Source organism: Arthrobacter sp. H-02-3, from assembly GCF_003097355.1.
In the GTDB taxonomy this organism is placed as follows: Bacteria; Actinomycetota; Actinomycetes; order Actinomycetales; family Micrococcaceae; genus Arthrobacter; species Arthrobacter humicola.
In genome coordinates this window covers 40,576-62,502 of sequence record NZ_PYUI01000026.1, presented here as the reverse complement: position 1 = coordinate 62,502, position 21,927 = coordinate 40,576, and the positions used below count along the sequence as shown (strand labels likewise).

General features: G+C 67.1%; 22 protein-coding genes and 2 tRNA genes. 15 read left to right on the top strand and 9 right to left on the bottom strand.

All coding sequences use genetic code 11. The features are described from left to right. Positions 1 to 104 precede the first annotated feature (104 nt). Positions 105 to 1,013: an acyl-CoA thioesterase gene (locus C9424_RS19235; protein ID WP_116768453.1), complete on the bottom strand. Its 909-nt coding sequence runs from the start codon at positions 1,011 to 1,013 to the stop codon at positions 105 to 107. 62 nt (positions 1,014 to 1,075) lie between these two features. Between C9424_RS19235 and C9424_RS19230 the strand changes: the two genes are divergently transcribed. Next, positions 1,076 to 1,735, top strand: coding sequence for a hypothetical protein (locus tag C9424_RS19230; RefSeq protein ID WP_116768452.1), 660 nt, complete (start codon positions 1,076 to 1,078; stop codon positions 1,733 to 1,735). A gap of 79 nt (positions 1,736 to 1,814) precedes the next feature. After that, the gene (locus C9424_RS19225) at positions 1,815 to 2,522 is read left to right on the top strand and encodes a Pr6Pr family membrane protein (RefSeq protein ID WP_116768451.1); all 708 of its coding nucleotides are present in this window, start codon (positions 1,815 to 1,817) and stop codon (positions 2,520 to 2,522) included. A 24-nt stretch (positions 2,523 to 2,546) separates the two neighbouring features. Here the strand turns inward: C9424_RS19225 and C9424_RS19220 are convergent, their stop codons facing one another. Then, positions 2,547 to 3,005: a globin gene (locus C9424_RS19220; RefSeq protein ID WP_116768450.1), complete on the bottom strand. Its 459-nt coding sequence runs from the start codon at positions 3,003 to 3,005 to the stop codon at positions 2,547 to 2,549. A gap of 4 nt (positions 3,006 to 3,009) precedes the next feature. Continuing rightward, on the bottom strand, positions 3,010 to 3,669 hold the full coding sequence (locus C9424_RS19215; RefSeq protein ID WP_116768449.1) for a mechanosensitive ion channel family protein: 660 nt from the start codon (positions 3,667 to 3,669) through the stop codon (positions 3,010 to 3,012). 101 nt (positions 3,670 to 3,770) lie between these two features. On the opposite strand from C9424_RS19215, the gene C9424_RS19210 reads away from it, so the two are divergent. Then, positions 3,771 to 4,784 carry an NAD-dependent epimerase/dehydratase family protein gene (locus C9424_RS19210; RefSeq protein ID WP_116768448.1) on the top strand — a complete coding sequence of 338 codons (1,014 nt, stop codon included), beginning with the start codon at positions 3,771 to 3,773 and terminating at the stop codon, positions 4,782 to 4,784. A gap of 19 nt (positions 4,785 to 4,803) precedes the next feature. On the opposite strand, the gene C9424_RS19205 is transcribed toward C9424_RS19210, so the two are convergent. Next, positions 4,804 to 5,283, bottom strand: coding sequence for an OsmC family protein (locus C9424_RS19205; protein WP_116768447.1), 480 nt, complete (start codon positions 5,281 to 5,283; stop codon positions 4,804 to 4,806). Between the two features lie 79 nt (positions 5,284 to 5,362). Further along, positions 5,363 to 7,918 (bottom strand): aminopeptidase N, encoded by a 2,556-nt coding sequence (gene pepN, locus C9424_RS19200; protein ID WP_116768446.1) that lies wholly within the window; start codon positions 7,916 to 7,918, stop codon positions 5,363 to 5,365. A 238-nt stretch (positions 7,919 to 8,156) separates the two neighbouring features. Here pepN and C9424_RS19195 point away from each other — a divergent pair, with 238 nt between their 5' ends. The 3 genes from C9424_RS19195 (at position 8,157) to C9424_RS19185 (ending at position 10,738) form a co-directional block, all read left to right on the top strand. Beyond that, positions 8,157 to 9,158 (top strand): hypothetical protein, encoded by a 1,002-nt coding sequence (locus C9424_RS19195; protein ID WP_116768445.1) that lies wholly within the window; start codon positions 8,157 to 8,159, stop codon positions 9,156 to 9,158. Between the two features lie 141 nt (positions 9,159 to 9,299). Beyond that, on the top strand, positions 9,300 to 9,791 hold the full coding sequence (locus tag C9424_RS19190; protein ID WP_116768444.1) for a ribose-5-phosphate isomerase: 492 nt from the start codon (positions 9,300 to 9,302) through the stop codon (positions 9,789 to 9,791). Beyond that, a complete protein-coding gene (locus C9424_RS19185; RefSeq protein WP_116768443.1) occupies positions 9,791 to 10,738 on the top strand; it encodes an Fpg/Nei family DNA glycosylase in 948 nt (315 codons plus the stop codon). The genes C9424_RS19190 and C9424_RS19185 overlap by 1 nt, the downstream gene beginning before the upstream one ends. A 74-nt stretch (positions 10,739 to 10,812) precedes the next feature. On the opposite strand, the gene C9424_RS19180 is transcribed toward C9424_RS19185, so the two are convergent. Continuing rightward, positions 10,813 to 10,886 (bottom strand) — tRNA-Gly (locus C9424_RS19180). Positions 10,887 to 11,017: 131 nt separating this feature from the next. Here C9424_RS19180 and C9424_RS19175 point away from each other — a divergent pair. From C9424_RS19175 to C9424_RS19150, 6 genes are all read left to right on the top strand, one after another. Next, positions 11,018 to 11,092 (top strand) — tRNA-Pro (locus C9424_RS19175). 67 nt (positions 11,093 to 11,159) lie between these two features. Continuing rightward, complete coding sequence (gene tig / locus C9424_RS19170; protein ID WP_116768442.1) at positions 11,160 to 12,554, top strand: trigger factor; 1,395 nt, start codon at positions 11,160 to 11,162, stop codon at positions 12,552 to 12,554. 239 nt (positions 12,555 to 12,793) lie between these two features. Continuing rightward, positions 12,794 to 13,432, top strand: coding sequence for an ATP-dependent Clp protease proteolytic subunit (locus tag C9424_RS19165; protein ID WP_116768441.1), 639 nt, complete (start codon positions 12,794 to 12,796; stop codon positions 13,430 to 13,432). A gap of 38 nt (positions 13,433 to 13,470) precedes the next feature. After that, the gene (locus tag C9424_RS19160) at positions 13,471 to 14,130 is read left to right on the top strand and encodes an ATP-dependent Clp protease proteolytic subunit (RefSeq protein WP_116768458.1); all 660 of its coding nucleotides are present in this window, start codon (positions 13,471 to 13,473) and stop codon (positions 14,128 to 14,130) included. A gap of 131 nt (positions 14,131 to 14,261) precedes the next feature. Next, on the top strand, positions 14,262 to 15,551 hold the full coding sequence (clpX, locus tag C9424_RS19155) for an ATP-dependent Clp protease ATP-binding subunit ClpX (RefSeq protein ID WP_091253704.1): 1,290 nt from the start codon (positions 14,262 to 14,264) through the stop codon (positions 15,549 to 15,551). Positions 15,552 to 15,621: 70 nt separating this feature from the next. Next, a complete protein-coding gene (locus tag C9424_RS19150; RefSeq protein ID WP_116768440.1) occupies positions 15,622 to 16,239 on the top strand; it encodes a mycothiol-dependent nitroreductase Rv2466c family protein in 618 nt (205 codons plus the stop codon). Positions 16,240 to 16,682: 443 nt separating this feature from the next. Here the strand turns inward: C9424_RS19150 and C9424_RS21510 are convergent, their stop codons facing one another. Continuing rightward, the gene (locus C9424_RS21510; protein ID WP_156135027.1) at positions 16,683 to 16,838 is read right to left on the bottom strand and encodes a hypothetical protein; all 156 of its coding nucleotides are present in this window, start codon (positions 16,836 to 16,838) and stop codon (positions 16,683 to 16,685) included. 1 nt (position 16,839) lies between these two features. Further along, a complete protein-coding gene (locus C9424_RS19145) occupies positions 16,840 to 17,313 on the bottom strand; it encodes a DUF6325 family protein (protein WP_116768439.1) in 474 nt (157 codons plus the stop codon). 309 nt (positions 17,314 to 17,622) lie between these two features. Here C9424_RS19145 and C9424_RS19140 point away from each other — a divergent pair, with 309 nt between their 5' ends. Continuing rightward, complete coding sequence (locus C9424_RS19140; protein ID WP_116768438.1) at positions 17,623 to 17,916, top strand: putative quinol monooxygenase; 294 nt, start codon at positions 17,623 to 17,625, stop codon at positions 17,914 to 17,916. A gap of 97 nt (positions 17,917 to 18,013) precedes the next feature. Here C9424_RS19140 and valS read toward each other — a convergent pair whose 3' ends face one another. Further along, on the bottom strand, positions 18,014 to 20,632 hold the full coding sequence (valS, locus tag C9424_RS19135; RefSeq protein WP_116768437.1) for a valine--tRNA ligase: 2,619 nt from the start codon (positions 20,630 to 20,632) through the stop codon (positions 18,014 to 18,016). Between the two features lie 50 nt (positions 20,633 to 20,682). Between valS and C9424_RS19130 the strand changes: the two genes are divergently transcribed. Both C9424_RS19130 and C9424_RS19125 read left to right on the top strand, forming a co-directional pair. After that, positions 20,683 to 21,072, top strand: coding sequence for a DUF488 domain-containing protein (locus C9424_RS19130; protein WP_116768436.1), 390 nt, complete (start codon positions 20,683 to 20,685; stop codon positions 21,070 to 21,072). A gap of 27 nt (positions 21,073 to 21,099) precedes the next feature. Then, positions 21,100 to 21,888 carry an SDR family oxidoreductase gene (locus tag C9424_RS19125; RefSeq protein WP_116768435.1) on the top strand — a complete coding sequence of 263 codons (789 nt, stop codon included), beginning with the start codon at positions 21,100 to 21,102 and terminating at the stop codon, positions 21,886 to 21,888. Positions 21,889 to 21,927: the final 39 nt, after the last annotated feature.

Sequence of the window (21,927 nt, the reverse complement as noted above, 5' to 3'; positions counted from 1 at the left end):
CGCCCGGCCCCCCCCCCCGCCTATAACCCCCGCGCCGCCCCCGGCGGGCCCCCCCCCCCGGGGGCGCCCGCCTTCTGCGTTAAGCCGCGTCGTGTTGTGTGATCTTAGGGTCTCGGGACGCGGATCATGCCTTCCTGCGCCACCGTTGCCACGTGCCGGCCGTCGCGGCTGAAGATCTTGCCCGTGGCCAGGCCCCGCGCACCCTGGGCGCTGGGAGACTCCTGGACGTACAAGAGCCATTCGTCCACCCGGACCGGCCGGTGCCACCACATGGCGTGGTCCAGGCTCGCCACGGACATCCCGGGCGTAATCCAGCTCATCCCGTGCCTGCGGAGAACCGACTCCAGCAGGGTGTAGTCGCTCGCATAGGCCAGGGCGGCCCGGTGCAGGCCGGCGTCGTCGGGCATCGGGCCGAAGGTCTTCATCCAGACGGCGTTGCGCGCTTCCTTGGGCCCGTGGGCCGAAACGTACAGGGCCGGGTCGACGTGTCGGATATCGAAGGGCCGCTCATAGGCCCAGTGCCTGGCCACGGGATGGTCGAACTTCCCCAGCAGGTCGGCGGTGCTGGGCAGCGATTCGGGGTCCGGGATGCCGGCCGGCATCTCCGACTGGTGCTCGATGCCTTCGTCCTCGGCCTGGAAGGAGGCGATCATCGACAGGATGGGCATGCCCTCCTGATAGGCGTGGACCCGGCGGGCCGAGAAGGACCGGCCGTCGCGCAGGCGCTGCACCCCAAAGGTGATCGGCTGGTTGGCGTCGCCCGGTCGGAGGAAATAGCCATGCATGGAGTGCACGCTGCGGTCCGGATCGACAGTGCGGCTGCCGGCAATGAGGGACTGCGCCAGCACCTGGCCACCGAAGACGCGCTGCCGCGGCTGCCGCTGGGAGGGACCCATGAAGATGTCCTCGTCGGTCCGTGCGCCCTCAAGCTCGCCAAGGTTGAGGAGTTCGATGAGCGAGGAGGTGGGGTCCTGCGTGGGAAGTCCCCGCAGTCCGGCTTCGGCTTCAGTCATGCTCTGACTCTAGACGGACGCCCGCGCCGCTCCAAAGAAGCGCAGCCGGTAGAGTCGGTAGTGTGTCTGATGTCCTAACCCAGCCCCTGCAGTTCACCGATCCCCGCGATCTCGACGATCTTCGCACCTTCGCGACGCGCGCCAGGTCCATCGACGACGGCGCCATCCGGCTCCAAGCCGCGGGCCCGGTCCTGGCCGCCTACGTCTGCGTCCTGCGGCCCCGGCTCCTCGGCGAATCCACGCCCACCATCCTGGGCTTGCGGACCATGGCGCTGGCACAGCCGGCGGACACTGACGTGACCGTGCCGCTGTCCGCCGTGCTGGACCGTTTGGCACGGGCGGGGGAGAGCGACGTCGAACTTCCCGTGCCGCCGATGACCGTCAGCGAGTCGTGGGCCGGGATCGGGGCGCCGCGTGCCGGCTGGGAACCGCTCGGTACCCTCCAGGACACCGCCCTGCGGGACGCCGCCGAGGCCGGCATCCGGGAGATCGCCGCGATCATCCCGGACAAGCCGGGCGCGCTGATCGTCAACAACGCCCGGGCAGCGGTCTGGGGCCGTGAACTGCCCGACGCCGGCGGCCTCCCGGCCGGTGCCGCGTTCGCCGCGCTCACCTTGGGCTTCCTCGCCGACGGCGACCAGCGGCTCTTCCGGGCCGGGCGCTGGTTCCGGCTCAGCGGCACCCGCGGCCACGTGCTGGTCCGGACGGGTTCCGGACTTTAGGACTCTGGTAGCCGGAGGCGGAATCCCGGATCGCCGTCGTTGCCCGTCCCAGCGTTGACCGGCATGCCATACTGGGCGCATGAGCGGTGTGTCGGTGCTGGATCCCCCAATCGGGCGACACTTTGGCTTCAACGATGCGCTGCATCCGGACCGGGGGTGGATCCGCCTGCCCCGAGCCGCGGTGGGCAGCTTCGTACTCTTCGCCGTCGCCCGGAGGACGTACGACGCGACGCTGCCCGGCAACGACGTCGACGTCTTCCAGCTCTATTCGGAATTCACCGTCCAGTCGAACCTCGTCCTCGGGCTAGTGCTCATCGCGTCCGCCGCCTGGCCGCGGACGCGGCTTCCGGAGTGGTGGGACCACCTTTTCGGCGCACTTGTTTTCTATCTGGTGATGACGGGCATCATCTACGCGGTGCTCGTCGCCCCGCCGGGTGAACCGTGGTGGAGCTGGGACATGTACTGGCCCCAGCTCGCACACCATCGCCTGGCTCCGTTGTTCGTCGTCCTCGACTGGATCCTCGTCACGAAGACACTGCGCGGCAGATGGTGGCGGCCGCTGGTGTGGCTCAGCTACCCGGCCGCCTTCCTGGTCTTCTCGTGGGTGCGCGGCGGGATCGACGGCTGGTACGTCTACGACTTCCTCGACCCGACGCTCGGCGGCGGGTGGCCGGCCGCGCTGACGACGACGGCGCAGGTGCTCGCCGCGTTCCTGCTCATCGCGTTCCTCGTGCACGGCGCCGGCAACGGGCGCGCCGCGCTGGCCGCGGGGACCGGGCGGCGCTGATCCCGCTTCCGGACGCGACGGGGCTTAGGTCTCCGACGGGCTGTTGACCATGGAGAGGGCTGCCCGCTCCATGTAGTCCCACAGCGTTCCCTCGTACAGCGGCGGAAGCGCCAGGGCATCCACCGCGGTGCGCATGTGGAGCAGCCAGCGTTCCTTGGCCTCCGGCGTCACGCGGAAGGGCATGTGGCGCATCCGCAGACGGGGGTGCCCGCGCTCCTCGCCGTAGGTCGTCGGGCCGCCCCAATACTGTTCCAGGAACATCAGGAAGCGCCGTTTGGCGGGGCCGAGGTCTTCTTCCGGGTACATGGGGCGCAGCAGCGGATCGCTCGCGACGCCGTCGTAGAACACGTCGATGAGCTTGACGAAGGTTTCGTGGCCGCCCACGGCGTCGTAGAAGTTGTCGGTGTAGCCGGGCTGGCTGAACGGATCGTTCTGCAGCAACTGGCGGGGCTGCCGGGGTTCACCGGCGCTGGGAATCGTCATTTCTCTATTCTCCGGCCTGCTGCTGCGGCGTGGCATCGGCCTCGTCGGCCGGCGGGGCGGTCGGCGCGATGTAATTGCCCTGCGAACGGTTGCCCACGCGCAGGATTTCGCCGTTGCGGAGGTACCAGATGGCGCCGTCGTCAGCCCGGACCCGGGTGATCCGCAGGTTCATGGACTCCACGACGCCCACCACCTCGGAGGTCTCGATGATGTCGCCGATTCCGTACTGGTCCTCGAGCGTGATGAAGATGCCGGCCAGGAAGTCGCGGATCAGCTGCTGGGCGCCGAAGCCGATGGCGATACCAAGGATCCCGACGCTGGTCAGCAGCGGTGCAATGTTTACGTTCAGGTTGTTGAGCACATACATGATGGTGAATGCAGCGACCAGGACGCCCACCACGCTCCTGAGCAGCGCACCGATCGTGTTGGCGCGCTGGACCCGGCGTTCGTGGTCCAGTGCCCGCAGGGCCGGAGTCACCCAGCGGAAGTGCCGCTTCTTGAAGAAGGTGCTGCCCTCGGCGACACGCTTGGTGATTCCGGAGATCACGAAGGATGCCACCAGCCACACCGCGACGCCGACGCCGATGCTGATGAGGACGCCCGGCAGGTTGATCGCCGAAATTTCCTGCGGCGTGATGGGCTCGACGGCTGTCATGCTGAACATCGGTAGGGTTTGCTCCTTGCAGTTGTTGGCTATGGGGCCGGCGTTCGCCGGCCGCATAACACTCTGTTCCCCTTCAACATTAGCGCCGTACCGTGGCACCCATGCGCATCCTCATCCTTGGCGGCACAGCCTTTCTCTCCGCCGAAATAGCCCGGCGAGCCCTCAATTCCGGGCATGAGGTCACCTGCCTGGCCCGCGGAACCACTGCCGCACCGCCCAGCGGAGCCGCATGGGTGCGGGCGAACCGCTCGCAGGGAATGGCCGCCTATGCGCCCGTGGCGGGAGGCTGGTCCGGCCCGGCAGGATGGGACGCCGTTATCGACGTCACGCGGGATCCCGTACAGGCCCGCGAGGCGCTGGAAGTCCTGGCAGGCACGGCAAGGCACTGGACCGTCGTCTCCAGCTGCTCGGTCTACGCGGACCATTCGGTTGCCGGCGCGGCCGAAGATGCGCAGGTGCTCCCGCCCCTGGCCCCGGGCACGGCACTGACGATGGAAAACTACGGCGAAGCGAAGTCCGCGATTGAACAGTGGGCGCGTGCGCTGGCAGCGGACAAGTCGCACCTGTGCCGCGCCGGGCTGATCGGCGGACCCGGTGACGGCTCGGACCGGTACGGGTATTGGCCCGCCCGCTTCGCCCGGGACGACGATCCGGTCCTGGTCCCTGACATCCCCGCCGACTCCACCCAGATCATCGATGTGCGGGACCTCGCGGCCTGGATCGTGGCCGCGGCGGAGTCAAACGTCACCGGGGCCCTGAACGCCGTCGGCGAGCCGGTGCTGTTTGCCGCCTATCTGGAAGCATGCCGGCAGCTGACCGGCGGGAAGGCCCGGACGGTGGCGGCCCCGGGGGAATGGCTGGCCGGGCACGGCGTGAACTACTGGGCCGGGCCCGACTCGCTGCCGTTATGGCTGCCGCCAGGTCATGACGGCTTCTCGGCCCGCAGCAACAGCGCCGCCCGGGGTGCCGGGCTGCGGCTGCGGCCCTGGACACAGACCCTGCGCGACACCCTCGAGGACGAACGCCGGCGCGGCCTTACCCGTGAACGCAAGGCCGGCCTGCGCCCGGACACGGAGCGGACGCTCCTGGCCGCGTACCGGGCGCAGCCCGCCTGAGCTGCCGCCGCTTGGGCGATCAGGCCGGTTCCGCCACGGGCACGGGCTCGTGCAGCACGGGGAAGTTGACGCTGCGGGCAATGAAGCAAACCTTGTTGGCCTCGGCATGGAGCTCCTCGAGAAGCTCCGGGGCCGCAGGTTCCGCCACCGTCACGCGGGGCTTGAGCGTGACGGACTCGAACTGGCCGCTGCCGTCCCGGTTGGTCCGCATCAGCCCCTCGGCCCGGTCCTCATAGCCGGTCACCACCACGCCATGCTTCACGGCCACGTGCAGGAACGAGAGCATGTGGCATTGCGAGAGCGCCGCCAGGAGGAGCTGCTCGGGGTTGTAGCGCTGACGGTCGCCGTGGAAGGTCGGATCAGCCGAGCCGCGCAGCACCGGCAGCCCGGGGATCTCGACGTCGTGGTCCCGTGAGTAACCGCGGTAGGACGACGTCCCGGACCCGAGGTTCCCGGTCCAGCGGACAGTCAGTGCGTAGCGGTGTTCGTCAAGGCTCATGACGCCAGTTTAGTGGCGCTTAAATGCCGGAGTCCCGGTACCGCCGGAGGGCGGCGCCGGGACTCCGGGAAAACGCGTCCTAGCCGACGTCGGCCTGGCGGGCGCGCAGGGACCGGACCACGCCGTCGCGGTTTTCCAGCATCATCCGGCGCAGCGCGGAGCTGTCTTCCGGCAGCGAGGCCAGGAACTTATCGGTCCGGTCGACAGTGGCCTGCGTGGTGAGCAGGGCCGGGTAGAGCCCGACGACGATCTGCTGGGCCAGCGCGTGGGTGCGGTTGGCCACGATCTCCGGGACGGCCTCGAAGTACTTCTCGGCGTAGGGCTCCAGGAGCGAGGTGTCCAGGACCCGGGTGAAACCGGTCACGGCCGAGCCCTGCAGGGCGTTGGACAGATCGCCCTTGACCACAATCGATTCCCAGGCTTCGGCCTTGGCCTCAGGGGTGGGAATGGCCGCCTTCGCCAGAGCTGCCGCGTTCTGGCCGTTGGAGGTGTTGTCGTGCGCGAGTTCCTCGTCGATCCGCTCCTGTCCGGCGCGGCCACCTGCCACCAGGCACGCCAGCAACTCCCACCGCAGGTCCTGGTCAACGGTCAGCCCGTCGAGCGTGCGGGAGCCGTCCAGCAGCCCGGACACTGTATCCAGCTGCCCGGCGCTGCGGGCCAGCAGGGCGTAGGACTTGACGAACTGCAGCTGGGCGTCGGAGCCGGCCGGCACGGTCGAGGCCAGGTCCCACAGGGTGTCGGCCGCGGCCACGGCGGTGGCTTCCTTGTGCTCCTCGGCCACGTAGAAGGCCAGCGTGGTGGCAAGCTGGCGGAGCTGGACCAGGATCACGGAGGAATCGGATTCCTCGGCAATGTTGGCCAGGATCAGGTCCACGTAGCCGCGGGCCGGGGTTTCGCCGTCGCGCGCCGCGTCCCAGGCCGAGCCCCACACCAAGGTGCGGGGGAGGCTCTGGCTGAAGTCCTTGAGGTGGGCCGTGGCCGTGGTAAGGGACGTCGGATCGAGCCGGACCTTGGCGTAGGCGAGGTCGTCGTCGTTGAGCAGGACCAGGTCCGGCCGGGCAAGGCCGGCCAGGGCGGGAACCTCGGTGCGCTCACCGTCGACGTCGAGCTCCTCACGGTGGACGCGCTCCAGCTTGCCGGCGCTGTTGAGGTCGTAGAAGCCGACGGCGAGGCGGTGCGGCCGCAGCGTCGGCTCGCTCTCGACCGCCGACTGCACGATCGCGAAGGAACTGATGGTGCCGTCCGCCCCTGCCGTGATTTCCGGCGTCAGGGTGTTGACGCCGGCGGTCTCCAGCCAGAGCTGGCCCCACCTTTCCAGGTCGCGGCCGCTGGCCTTCTCGAGTTCGGCCATGAGGTCGCTGAGCTCGGTGTTTTGCCAGGCATGCTTGCTGAAGTACTCGCGGACGCCGGACATGAATTCCTCCGGGCCCACCCAGGCGACGAGCTGGCGCAGCACCGAGGCGCCCTTGGCGTAGGTGATGCCGTCGAAGTTCACCTCGACGTCCTGGAGGTCGTTGATCTCGGCGAAGATCGGGTGCGTGGTGGGGAGCTGGTCCTGGCGGTAGGCCCAGGATTTCTCCATGGAGGCGAACGTGGTCCAGGCGTGGGCAAACTCGGTGTTCTCCACGGCGGCCAGGTGGGACATGTACTCGGCGAAGGACTCGTTGAGCCAGAGATCGTTCCACCAGCGCATCGTGACGAGGTCGCCGAACCACATGTGTGCGAGCTCGTGCAGCACGGTGATGGCGCGGCGCTCCACCTGGGCGTCGGCGACCTTGCCGCGGAAGACGTAGCCTTCCAGGATGGTGACGGCGCCGGCATTTTCCATGGCGCCGGCGTTGAACTCCGGCACGAAGAGCTGGTCGTACTTCTCGAACGGGTACGGGCAGCCGAACTGCGCCTCGAAGAACTCAAAGCCCTGCCGGGTGAGTTCGAAGATGTTGTCCGCATCCAGGTACTGCATGAGTGACTTGCGGGCGAAGATACCCAGGGGGGTGACGCGGCCCTCCGCCGAGGTGACCTCGCTGCGGACCGACTGGTACGGCCCGGCGATCAGGGCCGTGACGTAGGAGGAGAGCCGGGGCGTGGGCGTGAATTCCCAGACGGAGCGGGCGCTGCCGTCCTCGCCGGGGATGGTCTCCACCGGCACCGGGGTGGGGGAGTTGGAAACCACGTCCCAGTGTGAAGGGGCGGTGACGGTGAACGTGAAGCTGGCCTTCAGGTCGGGCTGTTCGAACACGGCGAACATGCGCCGCGAATCCGGGACCTCGAACTGCGTGTACAGATAGACCTCGTTATCCACCGGATCCACAAAGCGGTGCAGGCCTTCGCCGGTGTTCATGTAGGGCGCCTCCGCGACCACGAGGAGGTGGTTCTCGGCCTCCAGGTCCGGCAGTTGGATCCGTACGCCGTCTGAGACCTCTGCCGGATCCAGTTCGCGGCCGTTGAGGCTCACGCTGTGCACGGCGTGGGTCACGGCGTCGATGAAGGTCGAAGACCCCGGCTTGGCGGTGAACTTCACGGCCGTGGTGGTCCCGAAGACTTTCTCGCCGCGCGTCAGGTCGAGGCTGACCTCGTAGGACTCGACGTCGATCAGGGCGGCGCGCTCGCGGGCTTCGGCGCGGGTCAGGTTCATACCGGGCAAGGGGGCCTCCAAAAGAGTCGGATACTGCCGGCCGGCCGCAGCCGCCGGCGATACTGTGAAATTATTCTTTCACGTCAGCGGCCGATGGCAAGGCATCCTTGTCCCAATGTCTGCCGCCGCGACGGTCCTGATCGCCGGTTTCCGCCGCGAGTTCCGTCGCAAATTTCCGTTTCGGGCGTTCGCGCCGCGCCCGGATCGCTCCACGTGCAGGCGGGGGTAGCGTTGGAGTATGGGAAAGTTTCGGGACTCAGTCGATGCCAGGGCGTTGCGCTTTGCCATCGGTTTCCCCCTCATGCTGGCGGCCGGATTCGTGGTGTGTGCGCTGCTGGTCCGGCCGGACCTGCCCGAGCCGCTGGCCGTCCGCTGGACCGACGCCGGTGCCGTCGACTTCGCGCCGTTCACCGCCGTCGCTGGCGCCGGTGCGGCGCTGATCGTGGGGGTCGGCTGGGCCGTGCTGCTTCAGGCCGTGCCGCTGTCCCGCCCCGCGATGATGCGCCGCATCATGATGGGCGCCGGGCTATCCATGAGCCTCTTCATCACCACGGTCCTCGCCGCTGTGCTCGTGGGCCAAATGGGGCTGCCCGACGCGCGCGAGTCCCACGTTGATGCCACGGTCCTGGCCCTCGGAAGCGGCGCGGCGCTGGGCCTGGGGGTTGTCATGGGCTTTGTCTTCAAGGCCGACGAGCGCTGGTCCGTCGACGACGACCTCGCCATACGGCAGGCCCTCGAGCGGGAACAGGATCCGGAACTGGTCAGGGACCGCATCAGCCTCTGGGTACACGCCCGCAGCTCGATCTTCGTCATGCTCGGCATCGCGACACTCCTGCCCGCGGCCCTCCTCACCCTTGCCGTGCCCTGGCTGGCTGCGCTCCTGGTGGCCGCGGCCGTGGTAACGGCGGCGTTCCTGTTTGCCCGGATCCGGGTTGACCGCAGCGGGCTGCGGGTCTTCGCTGCAGGGTTCGTCCGGGTCATGGACGTTCCGGCCGCCGCCATCGACGCTGCCACACCTCGGGATGTCCGGGCTGCCGACTATGGCGGGTGGGGGTACCGGATCCACGGCAACACCACGGCGCTGCTGGTCAGCAGCGGGCCCGCGGTAGTCGTCGACCGCCTGGACGGCCGGCGGCTGGCCGTGAGCGGCGGAAGTGCCGCCTCGGCGGACAACATTGCCCGTACGCTTTCCCGGGTGGCGGACAGGGCCCGGCGGAACGGTGATGAACCCGCCGTGTGACACGGCAGTGCTGTAACACGACAGTGCAGTGCGGCGCCCGGCGCGGTCCGGCGCCGCCCCGAAAGGCCCGGCCTAGTAGGCTTGGAACAGCCTCCAACCGCCCCCGGCCGCCGCCCGGCGCCGCAACTGAACGGAATCGCCGTGACCCTTTCTGACTTCCCGCGCGTGCACATCGCCACCGACCACGCCGGCATGGAGCTCAGCGCCCACCTCGTCAGCTACCTCAGCGCCAAGGGCTACGAGGTGGTGGATCACGGACCCAAGGTCTACGACGCCCTGGATGACTACCCGTCGTTCTGCATCAATGCCGCCCTCGCCGTCGTCGCCGACCAGGAAGCCGGCACCCACGCCCTCGGCATCGTCCTGGGCGGTTCCGGCAACGGCGAGCAGATTGCCGCCAACAAGGTCAAAGGCGTGCGCGCCGCCCTGGCGTGGAACCTGTCCACGGCGCAGCTCGCCCGCGAACACAACGATGCGAACGTGGTTGCCGTCGGCGGCCGCCAGCACAGCATGGACGAGGCAACAGCCATCATCGAGGCCTTCCTGGCCGAGCCGTTCAGCAACGACGAGCGCCACGTCCGCCGGATCGGCAAGATTGCCATCTACGAGCGCACCGGCGAGGTTGTTCAGTAGTGCCGGAAGGGCACTCCGTCCACCGGCTGGCACGCCAGTTCGGTGACGTTTTCGCGGGGGAGAGGCTGAGCGTCTCGAGCCCGCAAGGACGGTTCGCGCCCGGCGCCGCGTTGTTGGACGGGCACGTCATGATGGCCGCGACCGCCCACGGGAAGCACCTGTTCCTCGAGTTCGACCACGGCCTGGTCCTGCACGTCCACCTGGGCCTCTATGGCGCGTGGGATTTCGGCGGGGACGACACCTTCCGCGGCGCGTCCAGCATCGGCGCGCCCCGGAAGGTGGGGGAGCGGGAGGTGTACGACGACGGCGACGCACCGGCAGGCGCTCTTCCTGCGGACGCCGCGCCTGCTGCTGTCCCTGCACCTGCGTCTGCATACGCAGGGCCGCCGGCCCCGGTGGGCGCCGTCCGCGTCCGGCTGGTGAGCGGGCACGGCTGGGCGGACCTGCGCGGTGCTACCACCTGTGAGGCGATCACCGGGGATGAGGCCGGGGGCGTCCTAGCCCGCCTCGGACCGGACCCGCTGCGCAACCTGCCGGGGGACCGCGACGCCTTCACCGCCACCCTGGCGGCCAGACGCACGCCCCTGGCAACCCTGCTCATGGACCAAAAGGTGATTGCCGGCGTCGGGAACGTCTACCGCGCCGAACTGCTGTTCAGGCAGCGCCTCAATCCCTGGCTTCCCGGGGCCGGGCTGTCACTCGACGCGGGCCGCCGCCTCTGGGACGACACCGTGGCGATGATGTCCGACGGCGTCCGGGACGGCCGGATTATTACGACGCCGCCCCGGTACTGGGACGGGCAGCCGGACATCCTTCCGGACCCTGATGAGGCGCACTTCGTCTACCGCAGGCACGGACTGGACTGCCGCGACTGCGGCACCCCTGTGGCGCTGACGGAACTGGGAGCCCGGAAACTGTACTGGTGCCCGCAGTGCCAGCAGGCCTGAGCGGATTCCGCCGGGCCGCGCATGAAGAAAGCCCCTCCGGAGAGGGGCTTTCTCTGTGTGCCTGACGGCTGTGGTGGAGGGGACGACGGGAATCGAACCCGCGTAATCAGTTTGGAAGACTGAGGCTTTACCATTAAGCTACGTCCCCGGGGTGATGCTGGAAATCCAGCAAAACTTCCGGTCGGCTGTTCAAGCCGGATACAACTAAACCTAATGCAGGGCCCCGGTGTCAAATGTGCAATTCGGCACAGTATGACCGTAGACTGTTCTGTGCACTTACGGGGTGTAGCTCAGCTTGGCTAGAGCGCCTGCTTTGGGAGCAGGAAGTCGCAGGTTCAAATCCTGTCACCCCGACTCTGCAAGCACTGCCAGTCCGTGGCAATGCAGAACCCCATTCCCCCACACCAGGAGTACTTAGACTGTGAAGAGCGCTGTCGAGAACCTCACCCCCACGCGGGTCAAGCTCAATGTTGAGGTCCCCTTTGAGGAATTGAAGCCCAGCATCGCAGAGGCATACAAGACTGTTGCTTCGCAGATCCAGGTCCCCGGTTTCCGCAAGGGTAAGGTCCCCTCCAAGCTCATTGACCAGCGCGTTGGCCGCGGCTACGTCCTGGAGACGGCCATCAACGAAGGCCTCAACGGCTGGTACCAGGCTGCCGTGCAGGAAACGGGCATCCGCCCCCTGAGCCGTCCCGAGGTCGAAATCACCGAGGTTCCGGACCCGTCCGCCACCGATGGTGAGCTCAAGTTCCACGCCGAGGTTGACATCCGCCCCGAGATCGAACTGCCGGACTACGCCGGCATCAAGGTTGAGGTCGCCGCTGCCGAGTCGTCCGACGCCGACGTCGACAAGGCCCTGGACGAGCTCCGCGGCCGCTTCGGCACCCTGAAGACCGTGGACCGCCCGGCCGCGGACAAGGATTTCCTGACGATCGACATCGCCGCCTCGATTGACGGCGCCGAGGTTGACTCCGCAGCAGGCCTGTCCTACCAGGTTGGCGCCGGCACCATGCTCGAAGGCCTCGACGAGGCCGTCACGGGCCTCAGCGCCGACGAGGACGCCATCTTCGACACCACCCTGGTGGGTGGCGAGCACGCCGGCGAGTCCGCCCAGGTCAAGGTCACGGTCAAGGCCGTCAAGGAGCGCGAGCTCCCCGTCGCCGACGACGACTTCGCCCAGCTGGCCAGCGAATTCGACACCCTGGCCGAGCTCCGCGAGGACCTCGCCAAGCAGGCTGCCGAGTCCAAGGTCGTAGAGCAGGGCGTCGAGGCCCGCGACAAGGTCCTGGACAAGCTCGTTGAGCTCGTTGCGGTTCCCGTCCCGGAATCGATCGTCGAAGAGCAGCTCGAGCAGCACTTCAACGCCGAAAACGCCCACGGTGAAGGCGAGCACGACACCGAGGAGCACCGCGCCGAGGTCAAGGCCAACACCGAGCGCGCTTTCCAGAACGAGATCATCCTTGACGCCATCGCCGAAAAGGAAGAAGTCAACGTCAGCCAGAACGAGCTGATCGACTACATCGTCACCACCGCCAGCCAGTACGGAATGGACCCGAACCAGTTCGCCCAGATCATCGATCAGAGCGGCCAGGTCCCCATGATGGTGTCCGAGGTCCGCCGCCGCAAGGCTCTGGCCGTCGTCCTGGGCCAGGCCGAGGTCACCGACTCCGAAGGCAACAAGGTTGACCTGAGCGACTTCGTCCGCCCCGGCGACGAGGCTGCCCCGGCCGCTGAGTCCGTCGAGGAAGAAGCTTCCGAGGAAGCAGCTGCCGCCGACGCCACGCCGAGCGACGACCCCGCAGCAGTGAAGTTCTAGCATTGCCGCTGACGGCCCCCGGATCACCGATCCGGGGGCCGTCTGTTTTAAGTCCCCGGGACCCGGCTGGCAGGCTCCCGGCAGTCGTGCGCCGTCAGCGAACAGCCCTGCGCCTGCGCACAAACGGGCAGTGAAAACCGTTAGTGTCCATGTAGGAAAGTTCAGTGATGTCGTTCAGTGACGTCACCGTCGCCAGCGAGAGGTAAGTACATATGTCACAGCACGCAGGGGCACCCCGGATGGCCACGGTCGATCCGGCAGCCCAGGATAACTACATTTACAACCGCCTGCTGAAAGAGCGCATCATCTGGCTCGGCTCCGAGGTCCGCGACGAGAACGCCAACGCGATCTGCTCGCAGCTCCTGCTGCTCTCGGCGGAGAACCCTGAAAAGGACATCTACCTCTACATCAACTCTCCCGGCGGCTCCGTCACCGCCGGCATGGCCATCTATGACACCATGCAGTTCATCCCGAACGATGTTGTCACCGTGGCCACCGGCCTGGCCGCATCCATGGGCCAGTTCCTGCTCTCCTCCGGCACGAAGGGCAAGCGCTATGCGACCCCCAACGCCCGAATCCTCATGCACCAGCCCTCCGGCGGCATCGGCGGCACGGCGTCGGACATCAAGATCCAGGCTGAGCTGATCCTGCACATGAAGAAGGTCATGGCCGAGCTGACCGCAGACCAGACCGGCCAGACCGTGGACACCATCCTCAAGGACAACGACCGCGACAAGTGGTTCACGGCCCCGGAAGCCCTGGAATACGGCTTCTTCGACAAGATCGCCGCGCACGCAGGTTCCGTGGCTGGCGGCGGCGGAACCAACGCCAATGGCTCCGGCAACGGCGGCGGCGCTGCGACAGCCACCGAGAACTGACCGGCACGTAGACAGCAATGAATTCAGGAGCTATGAACATGAACTACAACTTCGGTTCGACTGCCGGTAACCTGCCGGGCAGCCGCTACGTGCTGCCGCAGTTCGAAGAGCGCACCCCTTACGGCTTCAAGCGCCAGGACCCGTACACCAAGCTGTTCGAGGACCGCATTATCTTCCTGGGCGTCCAGGTCGACGACGCCTCGGCGGATGACGTGATGGCCCAGCTCCTGGTCCTCGAGTCCACTGACCCGGACCGCGACATCACGCTCTACATCAACTCCCCGGGCGGTTCCTTCACCGCCATGACCGCGATCTATGACACGATGACGTACATCCGGCCCGAGATCCAGACCGTCTGCCTGGGCCAGGCAGCCAGTGCCGCCGCCGTTCTCCTCGCCGCCGGCACGCCGGGCAAGCGCCTCGCGCTGCCGAACGCCCGGGTCCTGATCCACCAGCCGTCGCTCTCCGGCGGGCAGGGCGGGCAGGCCTCAGACCTGGAGATCCAGGCCGCCGAGGTCATGCGCATGCGATCCTGGCTCGAGGACACGCTGGCCAAGCACTCCGGCCGGACGCCGGAACAGGTCAACAACGACATCGAGCGGGACAAGATCCTCACCGCCGCAGAGGCCATGCAGTACGGCCTCATTGACCAGGTGCTGGATTCCCGCAAGATCAAGCCCCAGGCCATCACGCGCTAATCAGCACAACGCGACGCCGGTGCGGCACCTTCACATGGCCGCACCGGCGTCCGCATTCCACCCAACAGGCCCAAAGTGACCTAGAGTGGAACATGTCACAGCCAGCAGCAAGCTACTAAAGGGGTTCACACATGGCTCGGATTGGCGAGAGCACTGATCTGCTGAAGTGTTCTTTCTGCGGAAAGAGCCAGAAGCAGGTTCGCAAGCTCATTGCCGGGCCCGGCGTCTACATCTGCGACGAGTGCATCGAACTCTGCAACGAGATCATCGAAGAAGAACTCGCGGAAGTAGCTGACCTGGGCAGTTTCGAACTGCCCAAGCCCCGCGAGATCTTTGATTTCCTGCAGGAATACGTGATTGGGCAGGAACCAGCCAAGCGTTCCCTCGCCGTCGCGGTGTACAACCACTACAAGCGGATCCAGGCCGGCCATGCGCCCAAGAGCGGCAGCCTTGCCGACGGCGTGCACCACGACGACGTCGAGATCGCCAAGTCCAACATTCTCCTGATCGGCCCCACCGGCTGCGGCAAGACGTACCTGGCCCAGACCCTGGCCCGCCGCCTGAACGTCCCGTTCGCGGTGGCCGACGCCACGGCCCTGACCGAGGCCGGCTATGTCGGCGAGGACGTCGAGAACATCCTCCTCAAGCTCATTCAGGCCGCCGACTATGACGTCAAGAAGGCCGAGCAGGGCATCATCTACATCGATGAGATCGACAAGATCTCGCGCAAGAGCGAAAACCCGTCCATCACCCGGGATGTCTCGGGCGAGGGCGTGCAGCAGGCGCTCCTGAAGATTCTCGAGGGCACCGTCGCCTCGGTCCCGCCGCAGGGCGGACGCAAGCACCCGCACCAGGAGTTCATCCAGATCGACACCACCAACGTGCTGTTCATCGTGGCAGGTGCTTTCGCGGGGCTCGAGGACATCATCGGCTCACGCTCCGGACGCAAGGGCATCGGCTTCGGCGCCCCGCTGAACGAGGTCAAGAACACCACGGATTCCTACGGCGAGGTCATGCCCGAGGATCTGCTCAAGTTCGGCCTGATCCCCGAATTCATCGGCCGGCTGCCCGTCATCACGACGGTGTCGAACCTGGACCGTGCAGCGCTCATCCAGATCCTGTCGACTCCGAAGAATGCGCTCGTCAAGCAGTACCAGAAGATGTTCCAGCTCGACGGGGTGGAGCTGATCTTCGACGAAGAGGCCCTGAACCTGATCGCGGACCAGGCGCTGGAACGCGGCACGGGGGCCCGCGGGCTCCGGGCCATCATGGAGGAAGTGCTGCTTCCGGTCATGTTCGACCTCCCCAGCCGCGACGACATCGCCAGCGTCGTAATCACGGCCGATGTGGTGGCCAAGAAGTCGCAGCCCACCATGATCGCCCACGACGTCGTGGCCAAGCGCCGGAATAAATCCGCTTAGTTCATCGCTGCACATCAATGGTGCGCCCTGAGTGCGCCATGCCCCGAAGACTTTCCTGAGGAGACCGCCTGTGTCTGAAACCGCTCCCAATAAGGCCGATTTCTGGTTCGACCCGATGTGCCCCTTCGCCTGGGTCACGTCGCGCTGGATCGGCGAAGTGGAAGACGTCCGCGACATCAAGACCGAGTGGCATGTGATGAGCCTCGCCGTGCTGAACCAGGGCCGCGAGGAACTGCCCGAGCAGTACAAGGAGTTCCTGACGAAGGCGTGGGCCCCCGTCCGCGTCATCACGGCCGCCGCCGAGGAGCACGGTGCCGAGTACATCAAGCCCCTCTACGACGCCATGGGCACGAAGATCCACAACGAAGGCATCAAAGACATCGACGAGGTCATCGCCAAGTCCCTGGCCGAGGCCGGACTGCCGGCCGAACTCGCCGCGGCGGGCCAGTCGGAGGAATTCGATGCGCAGCTGCGCGCCAGCCACGAGGCCGGCATCTCGCTGGTGGGCCAGGACGTCGGCACGCCGGTAGTAGCTTTCAACGGCACCGCGTTCTTCGGCCCCGTCCTGACCCGCATCCCGCGCGGCGAAGAGGCCGGACGCCTCTGGGACGCCACCGTCACCCTGGCATCCTTCCCGTACTTCTTCGAAATCAAGCGAAGCCGGACCGAAAGCCCCGTCTTCGACTGAGCCCTCCGCCGCCACGGCAAGCCTCCGGAGGCCGGCAAGAATTACTGCTATGTAATTCTTACCGGCCTCTTGTGCATGGCGGGGTCGAGGAGAACAATAGAACTTACCCACTTCGAAAGAAGAGGGACGCAGGAACCAAAGATCCAGTGACACTTATCCGACGCAGCCTTCGGCAAAGTCAGATGATGGCTACCAGTGACGAGGTAGGAAGACCTGGAAATCTAAGGATCCCGCCAGATTGTCTAAGACGTCACGTGACAATCGAAAAGTCGAAGCCCCACCAACGGCTAACGCTGATGGGGCTTCCCCTTTGCCCAAAAATAGGGGCTGGCCAAAAATAAGGGCTGCCCAAAAACAGGGGCTGCCCAGAAATAGGGCCCAAAAAATTTGAGTGTCGTGTACGGTGCGCATGACCCCGGACGGGTCATGCGCACCTGCGGGTGTCAGTCGCGGCGGTCGCGGCGGTCCTCCCGGCGGTCGCCGCGGTCATCACGGCGGTCCTCACGTCGGTCACCGCGACGGTTAATCCCGTGGGCGACCACAATGGCCCCGCCGACGGCGGCGGCGGTCCTGCGCCTGCGTCGTGCTGCCAGTGGCATGTCAGGCTCCTTCTTTCGTTTCTTCGGAGGACTCGGCGTCGGCGTCGGCCTGGAAGGCGGCGATGACGGCTTGGGTCGGGACCCGGCCGCTGGCCACCAGTTGGCCGCCGGCCTTGCGGACGGCCGTGCCGAACGGGGCGGCCCACTGGTTCTCCCAGACGAGCACCGCGGCGGAGTGGCCGGGCGCGATCGTCTCGGCCAGGTCCATGACGTCCTGCTCAGAGAGCACCATGGCCAGGTCGGCCTCGGCCGTCCGCACCTCGCCGAGCTCGCTCGGGTCGAGGTCGGAGATCTCCGCCGTCTCGAGCGTGCCGTCCTCGGCCTTCCTCAGGAACACCATGTCGAGCACCCTGATGAGGTCGCGCTGGACCAGGTCCTCCAGGAACGGGGCGATCTGGCCATTGCCGAAGTTGGGACCCGGGAACTCCACGACGAGCCAGTCCACCGGCCCCAGTTCATCGAATGTGTCAGCCATGCGTATGACCTCCGTTTCTCCTTGGGTAGTATGCGATCCGACGGACCGCCGCAGCTTCATTCTGTGCCCCCGGGGAGGGGCGGCGCCTCACCCGCACCGGGTGACCTCTCGCAGGGGGTCGGTATAGCCGGCGTTCGGGCGTTTGGCCGCGGAAGAAGACTTTGGTCCAGCGCCGAAGAAACGAGGCAGAGGGAACATGCCCGGCGCCCTGGCTGTTGCCTCCAAGGTAGGGGCAGCGGTCCCCGTGCCGTCATCTCCGGGCATCCGGCCCGGTTGTGTCCTGTGCCCACCTGCGAACATTGGAGCGCCATGCCCGTCACTGCCCACCTTGACTTGAAACTTAAACCGGAAGCCGTGCCCACAGCACCGGCGGTACTCCGCGAAATTCTGACTGACACACGGGCCTTTGACGGCTGCCTCGGCGTCGACGTGCTCGTGGACAGCAACGATCCGGCGCATTTTCTCGTGGTCGAACAGTGGGCGTCGCTGGAACACGACGCCGCCTATCGCACCTGGCGCGCGGGCGACGGCGCGAGCGGGCTGGGAGAACTCCTGGCCGCCCCGCCGGTCCTGACCCACTTCGAGACCTCCTTCGAGGTCTGAGGAAAGCCAAACCAGGACAAACGCAGCGAGGGCCCTCCGCCCGGCCTGAGCCGGGCGGAGGGCCCTCGTCCTGGTTGGCTGGACTACGCCGCTGCCGCTACGCCTGGGCGGGCTCCTCGGGAGCTGCCAGCACGACTCCGCTGACGGCCAACTCGCCGTCGCCGGCCACGAGCGAGATGTCACGCGCATTGGCCGCGGCCTTGAGGTCGGCCAGGCCTGCCTTCAGCTGGGTGATGATCGACTCCGGTGCCGTGATGGCGGCAGAGAGCACCTCGGTGCGCTGCTTGACCTTGGCCTCGGACTTGGCCTTGCGGATGCCGCTGAGCGCGGTGCCGACCGTCCCCAGGAGGTTCGTGTCGCCGTCGATCTCGACTGCGGACGGCCACTGGGCGCGGTGCACGGAACCGGTGCGCCACCAGCTCCAGACTTCCTCCGTGGCGAACGGCAGGAACGGGGCGAAGAGCCGCAGGAGGGTGTCCAGGCTCGTCGCGAGGGCGGCCAGCACCGACGCCTGCTGCTCCTCGCCGGCGGCACCGTAGGCACGGTCCTTGATGAGCTCGACGTAGTCGTCGGTGAAGTTCCAGAAGAAGCTCTCCGTGATCTGCAAGGCCCGGGCGTAGTCGTAGCCCTCGAACGCCTTCGTGGCCTGCTGGACGACGTCGGCGAGCTGGGCCAGGACGGCGCGGTCCAGGGGGTTGCTCAGCACGGACAGGTCGCCGGAAACCACCGAGTCTTCCGTGGCGCCCAGATTCAGGACGAATTTGGAGGCGTTGAGGAGCTTAATGGCCAGGCGGCGGCCGATCTTCATCTGGGCGATCTCGTACGCCGTGTCCGCACCGAGCCGGGCGGACGCGGCCCAATAGCGCACAGCGTCGGAGCCGTATTCGTCCAGCACGTCCGTGGGAACAATTACGTTGCCCTTGGACTTAGACATCTTCTTGCGGTCCGGATCCAGGATCCAGCCGGAGATGGCTGCGTGCTTCCACGGCGCCGTGTTCTGCAGCGCGTCGGCGCGCACGGCGGAGGAGAACAGCCAGGTCCGGATGATGTCGTGACCCTGCGGGCGCACATCGAACGGGTAGACCTTGGCGAAGAGTGCCTCGTCAGTGCTCCAGCCGCCCACAATCTGGGGGGTCAGCGAGGACGTGGCCCAGGTGTCCAGGACGTCCGCGTCGCCCGTGAAGCCGCCCGGCACGTCGCGCTGGGCTTCCTCGTAACCGGGCGCGGCGTCGGCGGCCGGATCCACCGGCAGCTGCGCGTCCGCGGGCAGGATCGGGGCGTCGTAGTCGGGGTTGCCGTCGGCGTCCAGCGGGTACCAGACCGGTACCGGGACACCGAAGAAGCGCTGGCGGGACACGAGCCAGTCGCCGTTGAGCCCCGAGATCCAGTTCTCGTAGCGGGAGCGCATGAAGGACGGGTGGAACTCGATTTCGTTGCCTCGGCCGATCAGCCGTTCGCGCCGGTCCTCGTCACGGCCGCCGTTGCGGATGTACCACTGGCGGGACGTCACGACCTCGAGGGGCTTGTCGCCCTTCTCGAAGAAGTTCACCGGGTGCATGATCTTCTTGGGCTCGCCGTCGAGCAGTTCCGCAGCGGCCAGGAGTTCCACCACGCCCTCCTTGGCGCTGAAGACGGTCTTGCCGGCGATTGCCGCGAAGTTGGCGCGGCCTTCCTCGGTGGTGATCCACTCCGGGGTCTCGCCGATGATACGGCCGTCGCGGCCCACGATCGCGCGGGTGGGCAGCTGCAGTTCCCGCCACCACGTGACGTCGGTGAGGTCGCCGAAGGTGCAGACCATGGCGATGCCCGAGCCCTTGTCCGCCTTCGCGAGCGCGTGGGCCTTGACCTCCACCTCGACGCCGAACAGGGGAGAGGTGACCTTCTTGCCGAACAGCGGCTGGTACCGCTCGTCGTCGGGATTCGCCACCAGCGCGGCACACGCGGCCAGCAGCTCGGGTCGGGTGGTCTCGATGAAGATCTTCTCGCCCTCGGCGGTGAAGAACGGGTAGCGGTAGTAGGCGCCCGCGACTTCGCGGTCCTCAAGCTCGGCCTGGGCCACCGCGGTGCGGAAGGTGACATCCCACAGGGTGGGCGCCTCGGCCATGTACGCGTCGCCGGCCGTCAGGTTGGCCAGGAAGGCACGCTGGGAGATCGCGCGGGACTTGTCATCGATGGTCCGGTAGGTCAAGTTCCAGTCCACGGACAGGCCGAGGGTCTGGAACAGGTGCTCGAAGACCTTCTCGTCCTCGACCGCGAGCTCTTCGCACAGCTCGATGAAGTTCCTGCGGGAGATGACGTCGAAGTCTCGCTGGTTCTTGGCGGGCTCGGCCGGGGGACGGTAGCCGGCGTCGTAGGAGATCGCCGGATCGCAGCGCACGCCGTAATAGTTCTGCACGCGGCGCTCGGTGGGCAGGCCGTTGTCGTCCCAGCCCATGGGGTAGAAGACATTCTTGCCGGTCATGCGCTGGTAGCGGGCCAGGACGTCGGTCTGCGTGTAGGAGAACATGTGTCCTACGTGGAGGGAACCCGACGCCGTTGGCGGGGGAGTGTCGATCGAGTAGACCTGCTCCCGGGTGGTGTCCGGGTTGAACTTGTAGGTCCCTTCGTCAAGCCAGCGCCGGGTGAGGGCGCCTTCCAGCCCCTCCAGGGCGGGCTTGTCCGGAACGTTGATGGGGGTGGTGGTGGGCGTGTCTGTACCCTGATTGTCTTCAGCCATGGGTCAATTCTTCCACGGCCCGCAGCGCCGACCTGCAGTAGCATGCGCAAATGGACAATTCTCCGGAAAGCGGTGCCGGAAACTTCGTGATCAAGCGCGTCTATGACGCCCCCGCGGACGACGACGGATGCCGGGTTTTGGTGGACCGGCTCTGGCCGCGGGGCGTCAGCAAGGAACGGGCCCGGTTGGACCTCTGGCTCAAGGACGTGGCGCCCTCCCCGCCGCTGCGCACGGAATTCGGGCATATGCAGGAACGGTTTGCGGCGTTCCGGGCGGCCTACGAGGCCGAGCTCGAAACCAACCCGGCCGTGCAGACGCTGTACGCCCTGGCGGCGGAACACGGGAAAGTGACGCTCCTGTTCGGGGCGCGGGACCCGGAGACCAACCACGCCCGGGTGCTCAAGGAGTTCCTGCAGCACGGCGGCCACAGCGGGAACTGAGCCCGGCATTGCCGTTAGGGTGGTGCCATGACTGAGGGAATCGACAACAACGCAAAAGTAGCCCCGGCAGCAGCGGCCAAGGCAGCCGTGGTCACCGGCGCCAGCACCGGGATCGGCGAAGCCACCGTGCGGGCGCTCCGCAAGGAAGGCTGGACCGTGTACGCGGTCGCCCGCCGCGCGGACCGGCTCGAAGCGCTCGCTGCCGAGACCGGCGCCGTCGCGCTTCCGGCCGACGTGACCGACGACGCCGACGTCGCCCGGCTCCTCGACGAGGTGACCCGGGCCGGCGGCATCGACACCCTGGTCAACATCGCGGGCGGGGCCCGCGGCGCCGACAAAGTCGCCGAGGCCAAGACCGGGGACTGGGAATGGATGTACCAGGTCAACGTGCTGGGCAGTATGAAGCTGATCCGTGCGTTCCTGCCCATGCTGCGGGCCTGCGGCGAAGGCACCGTGCTGAACCTGACCTCGACCGCCGGATACGCGGCATACGAGGGCGGCGGCGGCTACAACGCGGCCAAGTTCGCCCAGCACGCCCTGACCGGCGCCCTGCGGCTCGAAGAGGCCGAGCACAACGTTCGCGTGATCGAGGTGGCCCCCGGCATGGTCTACACCGAAGAGTTCGCACTGAACCGCCTCGGCGACCAGGACGCGGCCGCCAAGGTCTACGCCGGGGTCGAGAAGCCTCTCTCCGCCGAAGACGTTGCGGACGTGGTCCGCTACGCCGTCTCCGTCCCGCACCACGTCAACCTGGACGAGATCGTGATCCGCCCGGTAGCCCAGGCCTCCAACTTCAAGGTGATCCGCAAGGCCTGAGAAGGACACCGGGCTGCGGGGCGCCTGCGCTGCCCGGGC